This is a genomic window from Pseudomonas sp. TSO6 (genome assembly GCF_056098905.1).
The window spans coordinates 266,580-281,556 of the sequence record NZ_JBLZWV010000069.1; the positions used below are offsets into that span (position 1 = coordinate 266,580).

A 14,977-nucleotide genomic window follows, 5' to 3' on the forward strand; every position below is an offset into this window, starting at 1 on the left:
AGCGCCGCCCGGGCGGCGCTGGATATCCGCCTCACAACAAGAACCAAATCCCACACTTGGGCCGCTCAGTCCTATACGTTCTCTTCCAACAACGAATGCAACTCCACAAACTGCTGGGTCAGTTTGTGCCGCGGCTCCAGGTGAATCAGCGGCAGGCTGGCGTGGTGCGATTCGCGCATCTTCACCGAGCTGCCCAGGTACACCGGTAGCACCGGCAGGCCTTCGGCCAGCAGTTCGTCGAGCATCTGCTGCGGCAGGCTGGCGCGCGACTGGAACTGGTTGACCACGATGCCTTCGACCATCAGGTCTTCGTTGTGGTCTTCCTTGAGGTCTTCGATCTCGGCCAGCAGGCCGTACAGGGCCTGGCGCGAGAAGCTGTCGCAGTCAAAGGGGATCAGCACACGATCAGCGGCGATCAACGCGGAAACCGCGTAGAAGTTAAGCGCCGGCGGGGTATCGATGTAGATACGCTCGTAGTCCTCGTCCAGCTCGTCGAGCAACTTACGCAGCTTGTTGATCTTGTGCTTGGCCTCAAGCTTGGGCTGCAGGTCGGCCAACTCGGCAGTGGCCGTGACCACGTGCAGGTTGTCGAACGGGGTTTCGTAGATGTCGACCTTGTTCTTCTTGCTGAACGGCCCGCTGGACAGGCTTTGCTTGAAGAAGTCGGCGATACCCATGGGGATGTCCCCGCCGGTCAGGCCGGTGAGGTACTGGGTCGAATTCGCCTGGGCATCCAGGTCGATCAACAGGGTCCGGTAGCCTTCATTGGCACTGACCGCCGCCAGGTTGCAGGCGATGCTCGACTTGCCCACGCCACCTTTCTGATTGAACACCACGCGCCGCATGAGAGACCTCCGTGTATCAACGAATGCCCGAGTATGTGGCGCCACTGCGGCAATGGCCAGCGCCATTTGACCCGTATTACCCCTGGCCGACCACCTGCCCCGTCAACAGCTCGGCAAACGCCTTGGCCATCACCGAATTGCCGCGCTCGCGCTGCACCAGCCACACCGCCGACATCGCCCCTTCGTCCAGCAGCGTGCGGTATACCACCCCTTCGATGCGCATGCGCTGGAACGACGCCGGCAACACCGACACCCCCAGCCCCGCCGACACCAGGCCGATGATGGTCATCGCCTCCCCGGCCTCCTGGGCAAAGTGCGGGCTGAAGCCTGCCTGCCGCGCCAGGCTGAGCAACTGGGCATGCAGGCCGCTGCCATAACTGCGCGGGAAGAATACGAACGGCTCGTGGGCCAGCGCCGCCATGTGCACCCCTTGCTCAGTGCTTTCAGCCAGCGGATGCGATGCGTTGATCACCGCCACCAGCGGCTCGCGGAACAATTCGGTGACCACCAACCCTTCCGGCAACGGCATCGGCCGCATCAGCCCCACTTCGATGGACTCGTCGAACACCCCTTCGGCAACATCGCGGCTGCTCATTTCCTTGAGGTTCAGGTGCACCGCCGGGAAGCGCTGACGAAAGGCATGGATGGCCTTGGGTATTTTCGATGTGAATGGTGCAGACGAGGTAAAGCCGATCTTCATTTCGCCCAGTTCACCCAGCTGTGCCCGCCGGGCCACATCTGCGGCCTTCTCCACCTGCGACAGCACCTGGCGGGCCTCTTCAAGAAACAGCCGCCCCGCCTCGCTCAGCTCGACCCGACGGTTGGTGCGCTCGAACAACCGCGCCCCCAGTTCCTGCTCCAGGGCCTGGATCTGCTGGCTCAGGGGCGGCTGGGAAATGCCCAGCTGCTGGGCGGCACGGCCAAAGTGCAGCTCTTCGGCCACGGCGATGAAGTAACGCAGATGGCGCAGTTCCATGATCGGCTCCAAACAGGTCGCAAAACGTCTTAAATAGGTCGAACAATATATTGGATCTAATCATTAGCCAGCTATATGCTTTTTTCATTGCGCCAGAGGTACCCGCCCGTGAAAACTGCTGTAGCCCCCCTTCCCGCCGAGCCAGAGCCTGCTCTACTGAACGAAATGTGGATCGAAAAAGGCACCCCCGCCTTCATGAAGACCGTGCTGGCCCTGTTCAGCGGCGGCTTTGCCACCTTCGCCCTGCTGTACTGCGTGCAGCCAATGATGCCGCTGCTGTCGAAGGAGTTTTCCATCAACGCGGCCCAGAGCAGCCTGGTGCTGTCAGTGTCCACCGCCATGCTGGCGTTCGGCCTGTTGATCACCGGCCCCATTTCTGACCGCATCGGGCGCAAGCCAGTGATGGTCTTTGCCCTGGGGTGCGCCGCCCTCTCCACCCTGGCCAGCGCGGTGATGCCAAGCTGGGAACTGGTATTGGCCACCCGCGCCCTCGTTGGCCTGTCACTGAGCGGCTTGGCTGCTGTGGCCATGACCTACCTGAGCGAAGAAATCCACCCTCAGCACATCGGCCTGGCCATGGGCCTGTACATCGGCGGCAACGCCATTGGCGGCATGAGCGGACGGCTGATCACCGGCGTGCTGATCGACTTCGTCAGCTGGCACACGGCCATGCTGACCATCGGTGGCCTGGCCCTGGTCGCCGCCCTGGTGTTCTGGAAGGTGCTACCCGAATCGCGCAACTTCCGCCCGCAGATGATGAGCCCACGCAGCCTGCTGGACGGCTTTGTCATGCACTTCAAGGATGCCGGCCTGCCTTGGCTGTTCCTCGAGGCCTTCCTGCTGATGGGCGCCTTCGTCACCCTGTTCAACTACATCGGCTACCGCTTGCTGGCCGAGCCTTACCACATGAACCAGGCGCTGGTGGGCTTGCTGTCGGTGGTGTACCTGTCAGGTATCTACAGCTCGGCACAAGTGGGCGCGCTGGCGGACAAGCTGGGCCGGCGCAAAGTGTTCTGGGCGAGTATCGTGGTAATGGCAGGTGGCTTGCTGATCACCCTGGCCAGCCCGCTGGCGATGGTGATCGTGGGCATGCTGGTGTTCACCTTCGGCTTCTTTGGCGCGCACTCGGTGGCCAGCAGCTGGATCGGCCGCCGGGCGCTGAAAGCCAAGGGGCAGGCTTCTTCGCTGTACCTGTTCAGCTATTACGCAGGGTCCAGCGTGGCCGGTACGGCGGGCGGGGTGTTCTGGCACCAGTGGGGCTGGAACGGCATCGGGCTGTTCATTGGCAGCTTGCTGGCGGTGGCATTGCTGGTGGCGCTGCACCTGAGCAAGTTACCACCCAAGACAGCCTGAGAATGGGGCTGCTTTGCAGCCCAATCGCCGGCAAGCCAGCTCCCACAGGAACCCACAAGGCTCATGACCTGTGGAGTACCTGTGGGAGCTGGCTTGCCGGCGATTTGGCCATCAGATCAGTTGATGATCTCGACAATATCCACATCCACTTCGCGGCTCATCAGGTGCTTTTCCACCTCACCGGTCAGCTTGACCTTGGTCTTGTCGTTGAACGGCGTCGGCGGCAGGTCCTCATCATCGATCTCAACAGTGATGGTGCCGGTGTTATCCTTGAACTCGTACTTGTCGTCGTTGTTGATCTTCTTGGTCACATACCCCTGCAGCACCACAGGCGTGTCATCGGCAGCGTCGTTGGCAGCTGCCACGGTGGTGACCGACTGGGCGCCAGGGCCGGTATAGCTGGCGGCCAGTGCAGCGGTGCTGAACAGAGGGGCGAGGATCAGGGCGAAATAACGTGCTTTCATGAGGATCGGGTCCTGTTTCGGTTTCGATGGGACCAGATTAACGGTCTTGGCTGAATCGAAGCTTAACCGGGCAATGGACCGCCCAGTTACAAACTCTCGAAGCCAATCGATAGAATCAACGTTACCCTGGTAGCAAACCTATCAGGCACTGGATATCCATATGCGTTTGGACAGCCTTAAGATTAAAAATTTTCGGTGTTATGAAAGTGCCGAATTCAAGTTTAATCCAAACTTCAATTTACTTATAGGTGTAAACGGCAGTGGGAAAACCTCATTGCTTCAAGCAGTAGCCAGCAGCTTTGTCGAGTTTTCTGAAGCCATCGGTCACCCCTACTGCCCCAATAATGAAGAGGTGGTTCGCGTAGTCGTACAGAATGTGGAAAAGAAGGTCAGGTTCGAAGAATGCTACCCGCTGCAACTTGATGCTGAGGGCGAGCTTCTTGGACGAACCCGCTGGCACGTGAAGAAAATCAAAAGCACTGAACCCGTCACTGTCGGATATGTTGTAGCATCACATCTTGCAGACTCTTTTCTGCAGGTACCACATGACCCGAACGCCGACTTGCCGATGCTGGCATTCTATCGAGCTAACCGACGCTGGGTAACAACAGACGTCGAAATAACTTCGGCAATGACTGAAAGACCATCCCGCTTGGATGCCTACCACCAATGGCAAGATGCCGCTGTAGATATTGAAGACTTACAGCGCTGGGTCATATCTAAGACGCTTGAAAACCTTCAGCACTTCGCTGAAACAGGGTCGCAGCAAGACGCGCCTAACGATGAACTCAGCATCGTTAAAACTACAATTTCCAAGGCACTTCCGGGAGCCAAAGGAATCCGATACGATATTACACTGCGAAGCTTGATGGTGGATATCGGATCATCTGCACCTATCGCATTCAACAATCTTAGCGATGGTCAGCGATCAATGATCGCCTTGTTGGCTGATATCGCTCGTCGTATGTGCCTACTCAACCCCCACCTCTCCACAAATGTCCTAGTTGAAACTGCGGGTATCATTGTAATCGACGAACTTGACATTCATCTACACCCTGCGTGGCAACGCATGATCGTTCAAACCTTGAAAGCGGCATTTCCTAAAGTTCAATTCATAGCTGCAAGTCACTCACCTCAGATTATCGGCACACTCAAGGCTGAAGAAGTGATCATTCTGGAGCACGGCGAAGCCTCGCATCCTCGCGTCACATACGGGTTGGATTCCAGCAGTATCCTTTCAGAAGTCATGGATGTAGAAAAGCGTGACCCTGATGTTCAGGCGCTTCTAACAGCACTATTCACGTCAATTGAGAGCAATGAACTAAATACAGCCAAAGCTAAATTGATTGAGCTTAAGGAGAAAGCACCAGACCTTCCAGAATTCGCAGGTGCAGAGGCCTTGATTCGCCGGAAGGAAATTCTGGGAAAATGAGAAAAATTCTGAAAGCTGTCGAACCGTAGAGCGTCACGCAGTGGAAAGCCCAAGCCAATGACGACTGGCAACCCAGCTATGCAACCTTGCAAAACCCGCAAAAGCGAGACCTTCATCTCAGCCTACTAAATGAACAAGGGCATCTCTGCTGCTATTGTGGCCGACGAATCGGCCCCGAAGATAGCCACGTCGAGCATTTCAGGCCCCAGGAGCTTTTCCAAACCCTTGAACTGGACTACGAAAACCTGCATGCATCGTGCATTCGTCAAAAAAATCCAGGGTCGCCATTACACTGCGGCCATCACAAAGGAAATTGGTTCGAAGAGCACTTGCACATTTCACCGCTTGAGGAAGCATGCGAAGAGCGCTTCAGTTACTTACTTACGGGTGAAATTCAATCGGCTAAGGAAACAGATCCTGCAGCTGTAAAAATGATAGAAGTTCTCGCCTTGGACATACCCTACCTGAATAATCGCCGCGAAGAGGCCATTATCAGAATGTTCGACAACGCGTTCCTCGAAGCAATGAGCGATGACGAACTTCTATATCTAATGAGTGCTCTACGAGCACTACCACCGAGCCAGCAAAATCCCTTCGACCACGTGCTAGCTAGGTTCGCCCAGCAACTGCTGCCAGAGTAATACCGGGCTGCAAAAAGCGCAGCCCGATCACTACCATCAACGATGGTACTGCGCCGACAGTTCATGCACGGCGTTGATGAACACGCCAGCGTGCTCCGGGTCGACTTCCGGGGTAATGCCGTGGCCCAGGTTGAACACATGACCGGTGCCGTGGCCGTAGCTGGCCAGGATGCGCGCCACTTCCTGGCGGATGGCTTCCGGCTTGGCGTAAAGCACGGTCGGGTCCATGTTGCCTTGCAAGGCTACTTTGTCGCCCACGCGGCGGCGGGCATCGCCGATTTCGCAAGTCCAGTCCAGGCCCAGTGCGTCGGCACCGGCTTCAGCAATGCTTTCCAGCCACAGGCCGCCGTTCTTGGTGAACAGGATCACCGGCACCTTGCGCCCTTCGTGCTCGCGGATCAGGCCGCTGACGATCTTGCGCATGTAGGCCAGGGAGAATTCCTGATAGGCCGCCGCAGACAGGTTGCCGCCCCAGGTGTCGAAGATCTGCACAGCCTGGGCGCCGGCAAGGATCTGGCCGTTGAGGTAGCTGGTGACTGACTGGGCCAGCTTGTCCAGCAGCAGGTGGAGGGCTTGCGGGTTGTCGTAGGCCATGGCCTTGGTCTTGCGGAAGTCCTTCGACGAGCCGCCTTCGACCATGTAGGTGGCCAGGGTCCACGGGCTGCCCGAGAAGCCGATCAACGGCACGCGGCCATTGAGCTCACGGCGGATGGTGCTGACCGCATCCATTACATAGCCCAGATCTTTCTGCGGGTCGGGGATCGGCAACGCTTCGATGTCGGCCGGGGTGCTGATGACCTTCTTGAAACGCGGGCCTTCGCCGGTTTCGAAGTACAGGCCCAGGCCCATGGCATCGGGGATGGTGAGGATGTCCGAGAACAGGATCGCCGCGTCCAGCGGGTAGCGCTCTAGCGGCTGCAGGGTGACCTCGCAGGCAAACTGCGGGTTCATGCACAGGCTCATGAAGTCACCGGCCTTGGCGCGGCTGGCGCGGTACTCCGGCAGGTAGCGGCCGGCCTGGCGCATCATCCACACCGGGGTGACGTCTACAGGTTGCTTGAGCAGTGCACGCAGGAAACGGTCGTTCTTCAGGGCAGTCATGTCGGCATCCGGAAAAATAGTGCGGGCATTTTCTCAGACGCCAGCGCAAAAGGCACGGCCATGGCCATGCGTTTTGTCTATTGGATGCCACAGATCAAGCGTTTTTGTATACAAAAGCTTCGCGGGCATGCCCGGTCCCACAGGTTCTACGCTTAACCCTGTGGGAGCGGGCATGCCCGCGAATAGGCCGATAATCAGACTTCGAGGTAGTCCAGGATACCTTCCGCAGCCGTACGCCCTTCGAAGATCGCCGTCACCACCAAGTCCGAACCGCGCACCATGTCGCCACCGGCAAACACTTTCGGGTTGCTGGTCTGGTGCTTGAACTTGCCCTTCTCCGGCGCTACCACGCGGCCCTGGCTGTCCAGCTGGATGCCATGCTGCTCGAACCACGGCGCCGGGCTTGGGCGGAAGCCGAAGGCGATCACCACGGCATCGGCCGGCAGGATCTCTTCGGAACCCGGGATCGGCTCAGGGCTGCGGCGGCCACGGGCATCCGGCTCGCCGAGACGGGTCTCCACCACCTTCACGCCTTCCACCTTGTCCTCGCCGACGATGGCGATGGGCTGGCGGTTGTAGAGGAACTTCACGCCCTCTTCCTTGGCGTTTTTCACCTCTTTGCGCGAACCCGGCATGTTGGCCTCGTCACGGCGATAGGCGCAGGTGACCGCTTGCGCGCCCTGGCGGATCGACGTGCGGTTGCAGTCCATTGCGGTGTCACCACCGCCCAGCACCACAACCTTCTTGCCCCGCATGTCGACGAAGTCTTCCGGCGACTTCTCGAAGCCCAGGTTGCGGTTGACGTTGGCGATCAGGAAGTCCAGCGCGTCATGCACGCCCGGCAGGTCCTCGCCCGGGAAGCCGCCCTTCATGTAGGTGTAGGTGCCCATGCCCATGAATACTGCGTCGTACTCGGCGAGCAGCTGCTCCATGGTGATGTCGGTGCCCACCTCGGTGTTCAGGCGGAACTCGATGCCCATGCCGGTGAACACTTCACGGCGGTTGCTGAGCACGGTCTTTTCCAGCTTGAACTCAGGGATGCCAAAGGTCAGCAGGCCGCCGATTTCCGGGTTCTTGTCGAAGACCACCGGGGTTACCCCAGCGCGTACCAGCACGTCGGCGCAGCCCAGGCCAGCCGGGCCGGCACCGATGATGGCGACGCGCTTGCCGGTTGGCTTGACCTTGGACATGTCCGGGCGCCAGCCCATGGCGAAGGCGGTGTCGGTGATGTACTTCTCCACCGAACCGATGGTCACCGCGCCGAAGCCGTCGTTCAGGGTGCAGGCACCTTCACACAGACGGTCTTGCGGGCACACGCGGCCACACACTTCCGGCAGGGTGTTGGTCTGGTGCGACAGCTCGGCCGCAGCCAGGATGTTGCCTTCGGACACCAGCTTCAGCCAGTTGGGGATGAAGTTGTGCACCGGGCACTTCCATTCGCAATACGGGTTACCGCAACCCAGGCAGCGGTGTGCCTGGTCTACGGACTGCTGCGGCTTGAACGGTTCGTAGATTTCCACGAACTCCTTCTTGCGCTGGCGCAGCAGCTTTTTCTTCGGGTCCTTGCGGCCCACTTCGATGAACTGGAAGTCGTTATTCAGACGTTCAGCCATTTTTCAAAACCTCTTTACAGCAGCTGCAAGCTACACGCTGCAAGCCGCAAGACGATCACTTAAGCCGGGCAAACCTCGTACTGCCTTTACATGCAGCTTGAGGCTTGCCACTTGCAGCTGTTTTTACTGCGGGTTGGCACGGGTGCTGGACAACAGTTGCTTCAGGTTGGCTGCCTTCGGCTTCACCAGCCAGAAGCGCCGCACGTAGTCGTCCAGGTTCTCGGAGAGCTCACGCCCCCACTCGCTGCCGGTTTCTTCCACATACTCGCCAAGGACGCGCGCCAGGTGGCTGCGGTAGGCCTCCATCGCTTCACCACTGATACGCTGGATTTCCACCAGCTCGTGGTTGAGCTTGTCGACGAAGCTATTGTCCATGTCGAGCACGTAGGCGAAGCCGCCAGTCATGCCAGAACCGAAGTTGTAACCGGTCTTGCCCAGGACGCAGACAAAGCCGCCGGTCATGTACTCACAGCAGTGATCGCCAGTGCCCTCGACAACAGCGTGGGCGCCGGAGTTACGCACAGCGAAGCGCTCGCCCGCAGTGCCTGCGGCAAACAGCTTGCCGCCAGTGGCACCGTACAGGCAGGTGTTGCCCACGATGGCGCTGTGCTGGGTTTCGAACGGGCTGCCAGCTGGCGGCACGATGGTGACCTTGCCACCGGTCATGCCCTTGCCGACGTAGTCGTTGGCATCGCCTTGCAGGTGCAGGTTCAGGCCACCGGCGTTCCATACGCCGAAGCTCTGGCCGGCAGTACCCTTGAAGCGGAAGGTGATCGGGTTGGCGGCCATGCCCTGGTTGCCGTACAGCTTGGCGATTTCGCCAGAGATACGGGCACCGATGGAACGGTCGCAGTTGCAGATGTCGAGGTTGAACTCGCCACCGGCCTGATCGCGGATCGCCGGCAGGGCCATGTCCACCATCTTCTCGGCCAGCTCGCCTTTGTCGAACGGCGGGTTCTTGTCGACTTCGCAGAACTGCGGCTTGTCCGCAGGAATGTGCGAGCTGCCCAGCAGCGGCGACAGGTCCAGGTACTGCTGGCGCTCGGTATCGCCTGGCAGCATTTCGAGCAGGTCGGTACGGCCGATCAGCTCGCCCAGGCTGCGCACGCCCAGCTTGGCCAGCCACTCACGGGTTTCTTCGGCGACGAAGGTGAAGAAGTTGATCACCATGTCGACGGTGCCGATGTAGTGGTCCTTGCGCAGCTTGTCGTTCTGGGTGGCTACGCCGGTGGCGCAGTTGTTCAGGTGGCAGATGCGCAGGTACTTGCAGCCCAGGGCGATCATTGGCGCGGTACCGAAGCCGAAGCTTTCGGCGCCGAGGATGGCCGCCTTGATCACGTCCAGGCCGGTTTTCAGGCCGCCGTCGGTCTGTACCCGTACCTTGCCGCGCAGATCATTGCCGCGCAGGGTCTGGTGGGTTTCGGCCAGGCCCAGTTCCCACGGGGCGCCGGCGTACTTGATCGAGGTCAGCGGCGAAGCACCGGTACCACCGTCATAACCGGAGATGGTGATCAGGTCGGCATAGGCCTTGGCAACGCCAGCGGCGATGGTGCCCACGCCGGCTTCTGCCACCAGCTTGACGGACACCAGGGCCTGCGGGTTGACCTGCTTGAGGTCGTAGATCAGCTGGGCCAGGTCTTCGATCGAATAGATGTCGTGGTGCGGCGGTGGCGAGATCAGGGTCACGCCCGGTACCGCATATCGCAGCTTGGCGATCAGGCCGTTGACCTTGCCGCCTGGCAACTGGCCGCCTTCCCCCGGCTTGGCGCCCTGGGCAACCTTGATCTGCAGCACTTCGGCGTTGACCAGGTATTCCGGGGTCACACCAAAGCGGCCGGTGGCCACCTGCTTGATCTTGGAGCTCTTGATGGTGCCGTAGCGAGACGGGTCTTCACCGCCTTCACCGGAGTTGGAACGCGCGCCCAGGCGGTTCATCGCCTCGGCCAGCGCTTCGTGAGCCTCTGGCGACAGTGCACCCAGCGAGATACCGGCGGAATCGAAGCGCTTGAGGATGGCCTCCAGCGGCTCGATCTGCTCCAGCGCCAGTGGCTGGTCGGCCACTTTCACCTTGAGCAGGTCACGGATCATCGACACCGGGCGCTGGTCGACCAGCGTGGTGTATTCCTTGAACTTGGCGTAGTCGCCCTGCTGCACGGCGGCTTGCAGGGTGTTGACCACGTCAGGGTTGTAGGCGTGGTACTCGCCACCGTGGACGAACTTCAGCAACCCACCTTGCTGGATCGGCTTGCGCGCGCTCCAGGCTTCGGCCGCCAGCAGCTTCTGGTCGCTTTCCAGGTCTACGAAGCGCGCGCCCTTGATGCGGCTGGACACGCCCTTGAAGCTCAGGCCGACCACTTCCTCGGCCAGGCCGATGGCTTCGAACAGCTGCGCACCGCGGTACGAGGCGATGGTGGAGATACCCATCTTCGACAGGATCTTCAGCAGGCCCTTGGAGATGCCCTTGCGGTAGTACTTGAACACTTCGTCCAGGTCGCCCAGCACTTCGCCGGTACGGATCAGGTCGGCCAGTACTTCATACGCCAGGTACGGGTAAACGGCCGAGGCACCGAAGCCCAGCAGCACGGCAAAGTGGTGCGGGTCGCGGGCGGTGGCGGTTTCCACCAGGATGTTGCTGTCGCAACGCAGGCCCTGTTCGGTCAGGCGGTGGTGTACCGCGCCAACGGCCAGCGATGCGTGCACCGGCAGCTTGCCCGGGGCGATGTAGCGGTCGCTCAGCACCAGCTGGGTCTTGCCAGCGCGCACGGCTTCTTCAGCCTGGTCGGCGATGTTGCGAATGGCCGCTTCCAGGCCGACGCTCTGCTCATAGTTGAGGTCGATCAGCTGACGGTCAAAACCTTCGCGCTCCAGGTTCATCAGCGAACGCCACTTGGCGGGCGAGATGACCGGCGAGCTGAGGATGACCCGCGAAGCGTGCTCCGGGGACTCCTGGAAGATGTTGCGCTCGGCGCCCAGGCAGATCTCCAGCGACATCACGATGGCTTCGCGCAGCGGGTCGATCGGTGGGTTGGTCACCTGGGCGAACTGCTGGCGGAAGAAGTCGAACGGCGAACGCACACGCTGCGACAGCACGGCCATCGGCGTGTCGTCACCCATCGAACCAACGGCTTCCTGGCCCTGCTCACCCAACGGGCGCAGCACCTGGTCACGCTCTTCGAAGGTGACCTGGAACATCTTCATGTATTGCTTGAGCTGGTCAGCGTCGTAGCTGGCCGCGCCCTGGTCGTCGGTCAGCGTCGCCTGAATGCGGGTAGCGTGTTGACGCAGCCAGCGCTTGTACGGGTGCCGCGACTTCAGGCGGTTGTCGATGGCGTCGGTATCGAGAATCTGGCCGGTTTCAGTGTCCACGGCGAGGATCTGACCCGGGCCGACACGGCCCTTGGCCAGCACTTCCTCAGGCTGGTAACCCCATACGCCGATTTCCGAGGCGATGGTGATGTAGCCATTGGTGGTGGTCACCCAGCGCGCCGGGCGCAGGCCGTTGCGGTCGAGCAGGCACACCGCGTGGCGGCCTTCGGTCATGACGATACCGGCCGGGCCATCCCACGGTTCCATGTGCATGGAGTTGTATTCGTAGAAGGCGCGCAGGTCGGCGTCCATGGTCTCGACGTTCTGCCAGGCTGGTGGTACCAGCATGCGCACGCCGCGGAACAGGTCGATGCCACCGGTCACCATCAGCTCCAGCATGTTGTCCATGCTCGACGAGTCGGAACCGACGCGGTTGACCAGCGGGCCGAGCTCTTCGAGGTCGGGGATCTGGTCATTGGCGAACTTGGTGCGACGGGCCATGGCCCAGTTGCGGTTGCCGGTGATGGTGTTGATCTCGCCGTTGTGGGCGAGGAAGCGGAACGGCTGCGCCAGCGGCCATTTCGGCAGGGTGTTGGTGGAGAAGCGCTGGTGGAACACGCAGATCGCGGTTTGCAGGCGCTCGTCACCCAGGTCTGGATAAAACGCCGCGAGATCGCGCGGCATCATCAGGCCTTTGTAGATGATGGTCTTGTGCGAGAAGCTGCAGATGTAGTGGTCGCTGTCGTGGGCGTTAGCCACCGACGAACGGCGACGGGCACTGAACAGCTTGATAGCAAATTCCTGGTCGCTCAGGCCTTCACCGCCGATGAACACCTGCTCGATCTGCGGCAGGCGCTCCAGGGCCAGGCGGCCGAGTACGCTGGTGTCGATCGGTACCTTGCGCCAGCCGACCAGTTTCAGGCCAGCGGCGAGGATTTCGCGGTCCATGTTGGCGCGGGCAGCTTCGGCTTTGACCGGGTCCTGGTTGAAGAACACCATGCCGACGGCGTACTGCTTGGGCAGTTCGACGGCGAAGTGTTCCTGGGCCACGGCTCGCAGGAATTGATCGGGCTTCTGCATGAGCAGACCGCAACCGTCGCCGGTCTTGCCGTCGGCGTTGATACCGCCGCGGTGGGTCATGCAAGTCAGCGCCTGCATGGCGGTTTGCAGAAGGTGGTGGCTCGGTACGCCCGTCATATGGGCGATCAGGCCAAAACCACAGTTGTCCTTGAATTCTTCGGGATGGTACAGACCTGTTTTCATAGACACATTCTCACCAGGTTCACCTCTCAACGGAGGCAAATCTCTTTTTTAACAACCACTTACCATCCACGCCGATCAAACGCCAGCTTTTTTGCGGTGGTCATGGAAAACCATTGTTGCACAGCGACAGCGATGCCCACAAATTTTCATGTCTCACCATTGAAAATTTATGTCGCAATTTTGAATGTTTTTGCGCCATGCGCCGTGATAACGGCTTGGCTCGAGTCTGAAGCGTTTCAGCCATGACTGCAACTAGGGGCTTGTGGCCGGCAGTCTGGGACAGAAAAGCCTGCCGCGTTGAAACGCAGCAGGCTATTCGAAAGTCAGTAATCGCTCAGCAACTGGGCGGCGGGGTGATGCCGCCCGGAAGGTATCAGCGGGCCGTGGCCAGCTCTTGTTGGACGCTGCCGACGGTACGTGGCCAAGGTTTACCAGCCTGGACCTTCTCTGGCAAGTTCTTGATTGCCGCAACCGCTGCATCGCGGCTGGCGAAGCTGCCGTAGGTGACTACGTACAGCGGCTTGCCCTGCAGGTTTTTCTTGAAGTAGCGATAGTCGCCACCCTGGCTCTTGACGAACGCCTGGGCCGAGGCCTCGGAGCTGGTGCCCAGGATCTGCACCACGTAATTGCCCGGCTTCTGCCCGGAGTACCAGCCGCTGTTGCCGCTGCCACTGGCGGCAGGTTTTTCGACAGGCTTGGCGGCCGGCTTGGCAACGGCGACCTGGGTAGGCGCGGGTGCAGGCTTGGCAGGTGCAACCGGCTTCGCAGGCTGGGTTGCAACAGGCTTGGGCGCAGGCGCAACCGGCTGTACCGGCGCAGTAGCCACAGGCTGTGCAGGCACAGGTGCCGGGCCAGCTGGCACGCCTTGCGGCGGCGCAATGGTGGTCACGGTTGGCGGCGGGTTGCCAGGCTGCAGGGCAGTGTCACCCGCCGGGCTGCCTTCTTCACCCTCACCCATGCCCGCGGCCTGGGCCAGCGGTTCGCGCATTACAGGCTGGGACTGGCCAACCAGCGGCAACGGCATCGGCTGGGAAGAGCCGGAGAACTCGATATTGGCACCCTGCTTGCCGTCGCCAAGCGGCAACTGGGCCTGGGCGGCCGGCGCCTCAGCGGGTGGCTTGTCGCCTTTCTTGGGCATCAACACCGCGGCCGCCACAGCGACCACGACCACAGCGGACAGCGCGAGCACATGTTTTTTAGGCATCTTGAACCCCATGGATGGTCGCTTGACCGTCGAACGGCTGGCGATCATGGCTTCGATCAAAGTGTCACGGGCGACCTGGTTGATGTTGCCAGGCCAGCCGTCAGAGTGTTCATGGATATCGACGATCTGTTCACGGCTGAACACCTCGATGCCCCGGCCAGCCCCTTCCAGGCGCTGCTCCAGGTACTCGCGGGTTTCTTCTTCACTGTAGGGGGCAAGCTCGATGATGTGGAAGCGTTCTTCCTCGACATTGAGCTCGTCCAGACCGGCAATCAGTGAAGGCTCACCGAACAGGAACACGTGCGGGCGCCCTTCCGGTACCCCCGCCGCCAACTCCAGCAACGCTTGGAGTGCCGACTCGTCGAGTTGTTCCGCATCGTCCACCAGCAAATACACTTCCTGCCCGGTCAGTGCCAGCTGCACCACCTTGGACAGGATCGCCTGCACTTCGGGCTGGGCCACACCCAGGTCCTGAGCAACCTGGGCAAGCATGCTGGAAGCATCGCTGGCACTGCGGGCAGACACCACCACACTCTGCACAGCCTGCTTGTTGGTGCTGGCCACCAGGGCCTGGCGCAGCAGCGACTTGCCGCTGCCCAGCGGGCCGCTGACCACCAGCATCAGCTGGCTGTAGCGCGCCAGGTGGTGCAGCTGGCCAAGCACGGGCTTGCGCTGGGCCGGGAAGAACTTGAAGCCGGGCACACGGGGCGCGAACGGATCGTGGCTCAACTGGTAATGGTCGAGAAAGGCCTCATCGGCATGCAAACTGGTCATTGCGC

At 60.6% G+C, this 14,977-nt stretch carries 9 protein-coding genes and 1 pseudogene; 3 read left to right on the forward strand and 7 right to left on the reverse strand.

Annotated elements, in window-relative coordinates:
* Positions 1 to 71: 71 nt before the first annotated feature.
* Both ACN6NG_RS28045 and ACN6NG_RS28050 read right to left on the reverse strand, forming a co-directional pair.
* Positions 72 to 845, reverse strand: coding sequence for a ParA family protein (locus ACN6NG_RS28045; protein WP_063423312.1), 774 nt, complete (start codon positions 843 to 845; stop codon positions 72 to 74).
* 76 nt (positions 846 to 921) lie between these two features.
* Entirely contained in the window at positions 922 to 1,821 is a 900-nt protein-coding gene (locus ACN6NG_RS28050; protein ID WP_474317285.1) for a LysR family transcriptional regulator, read from the reverse strand.
* Positions 1,822 to 1,896: 75 nt separating this feature from the next.
* Here ACN6NG_RS28050 and ACN6NG_RS28055 point away from each other — a divergent pair, with 75 nt between their 5' ends.
* Complete coding sequence (locus ACN6NG_RS28055) at positions 1,897 to 3,174, forward strand: MFS transporter (RefSeq protein ID WP_421666930.1); 1,278 nt, start codon at positions 1,897 to 1,899, stop codon at positions 3,172 to 3,174.
* Between the two features lie 116 nt (positions 3,175 to 3,290).
* On the opposite strand, the gene ACN6NG_RS28060 is transcribed toward ACN6NG_RS28055, so the two are convergent.
* Positions 3,291 to 3,638, reverse strand: coding sequence for a YgiW/YdeI family stress tolerance OB fold protein (locus ACN6NG_RS28060; protein WP_063423309.1), 348 nt, complete (start codon positions 3,636 to 3,638; stop codon positions 3,291 to 3,293).
* A gap of 160 nt (positions 3,639 to 3,798) precedes the next feature.
* Here ACN6NG_RS28060 and ACN6NG_RS28065 point away from each other — a divergent pair, with 160 nt between their 5' ends.
* Positions 3,799 to 5,070 carry an AAA family ATPase gene (locus ACN6NG_RS28065; protein WP_474317289.1) on the forward strand — a complete coding sequence of 424 codons (1,272 nt, stop codon included), beginning with the start codon at positions 3,799 to 3,801 and terminating at the stop codon, positions 5,068 to 5,070.
* A pseudogene (locus tag ACN6NG_RS28070) lies at positions 5,067 to 5,711 on the forward strand (retron system putative HNH endonuclease). The gene ACN6NG_RS28065 and the pseudogene ACN6NG_RS28070 overlap by 4 nt, the downstream one beginning before the upstream one ends.
* Positions 5,712 to 5,747: 36 nt before the next feature.
* Here the strand turns inward: ACN6NG_RS28070 and hemE are convergent.
* The 4 genes from hemE to ACN6NG_RS28090 form a co-directional block, all read right to left on the reverse strand.
* Positions 5,748 to 6,812, reverse strand: coding sequence for a uroporphyrinogen decarboxylase (gene hemE / locus ACN6NG_RS28075; RefSeq protein ID WP_063423307.1), 1,065 nt, complete (start codon positions 6,810 to 6,812; stop codon positions 5,748 to 5,750).
* A 194-nt stretch (positions 6,813 to 7,006) separates the two neighbouring features.
* A complete protein-coding gene (locus ACN6NG_RS28080) occupies positions 7,007 to 8,425 on the reverse strand; it encodes an FAD-dependent oxidoreductase (RefSeq protein ID WP_016502038.1) in 1,419 nt (472 codons plus the stop codon).
* Positions 8,426 to 8,548: 123 nt separating this feature from the next.
* Complete coding sequence (gene gltB / locus ACN6NG_RS28085) at positions 8,549 to 12,994, reverse strand: glutamate synthase large subunit (protein WP_016502039.1); 4,446 nt, start codon at positions 12,992 to 12,994, stop codon at positions 8,549 to 8,551.
* A 373-nt stretch (positions 12,995 to 13,367) separates the two neighbouring features.
* Complete coding sequence (locus ACN6NG_RS28090; protein ID WP_063423306.1) at positions 13,368 to 14,972, reverse strand: SPOR domain-containing protein; 1,605 nt, start codon at positions 14,970 to 14,972, stop codon at positions 13,368 to 13,370.
* Positions 14,973 to 14,977 lie beyond the last annotated feature (5 nt).

Bases quoted from the DNA above. Each gene is read 5' to 3' on its own strand.
- ACN6NG_RS28045 (WP_063423312.1), bottom strand. From the start codon at position 845: ATGCGGCGCGTGGTGTTCAATCAGAAAGGTGGCGTGGGCAAGTCGAGC.
- ACN6NG_RS28050 (WP_474317285.1), bottom strand. From the start codon at position 1,821: ATGGAACTGCGCCATCTGCGTTACTTCATCGCCGTGGCCGAAGAGCTG.
- ACN6NG_RS28055 (WP_421666930.1), top strand. From the start codon at position 1,897: ATGCTTTTTTCATTGCGCCAGAGGTACCCGCCCGTGAAAACTGCTGTA.
- ACN6NG_RS28060 (WP_063423309.1), bottom strand. From the start codon at position 3,638: ATGAAAGCACGTTATTTCGCCCTGATCCTCGCCCCTCTGTTCAGCACC.
- ACN6NG_RS28065 (WP_474317289.1), top strand. From the start codon at position 3,799: ATGCGTTTGGACAGCCTTAAGATTAAAAATTTTCGGTGTTATGAAAGT.
- hemE (WP_063423307.1), bottom strand. From the start codon at position 6,812: ATGACTGCCCTGAAGAACGACCGTTTCCTGCGTGCACTGCTCAAGCAA.
- ACN6NG_RS28080 (WP_016502038.1), bottom strand. From the start codon at position 8,425: ATGGCTGAACGTCTGAATAACGACTTCCAGTTCATCGAAGTGGGCCGC.
- gltB (WP_016502039.1), bottom strand. From the start codon at position 12,994: ATGAAAACAGGTCTGTACCATCCCGAAGAATTCAAGGACAACTGTGGT.
- ACN6NG_RS28090 (WP_063423306.1), bottom strand. From the start codon at position 14,972: ATGACCAGTTTGCATGCCGATGAGGCCTTTCTCGACCATTACCAGTTG.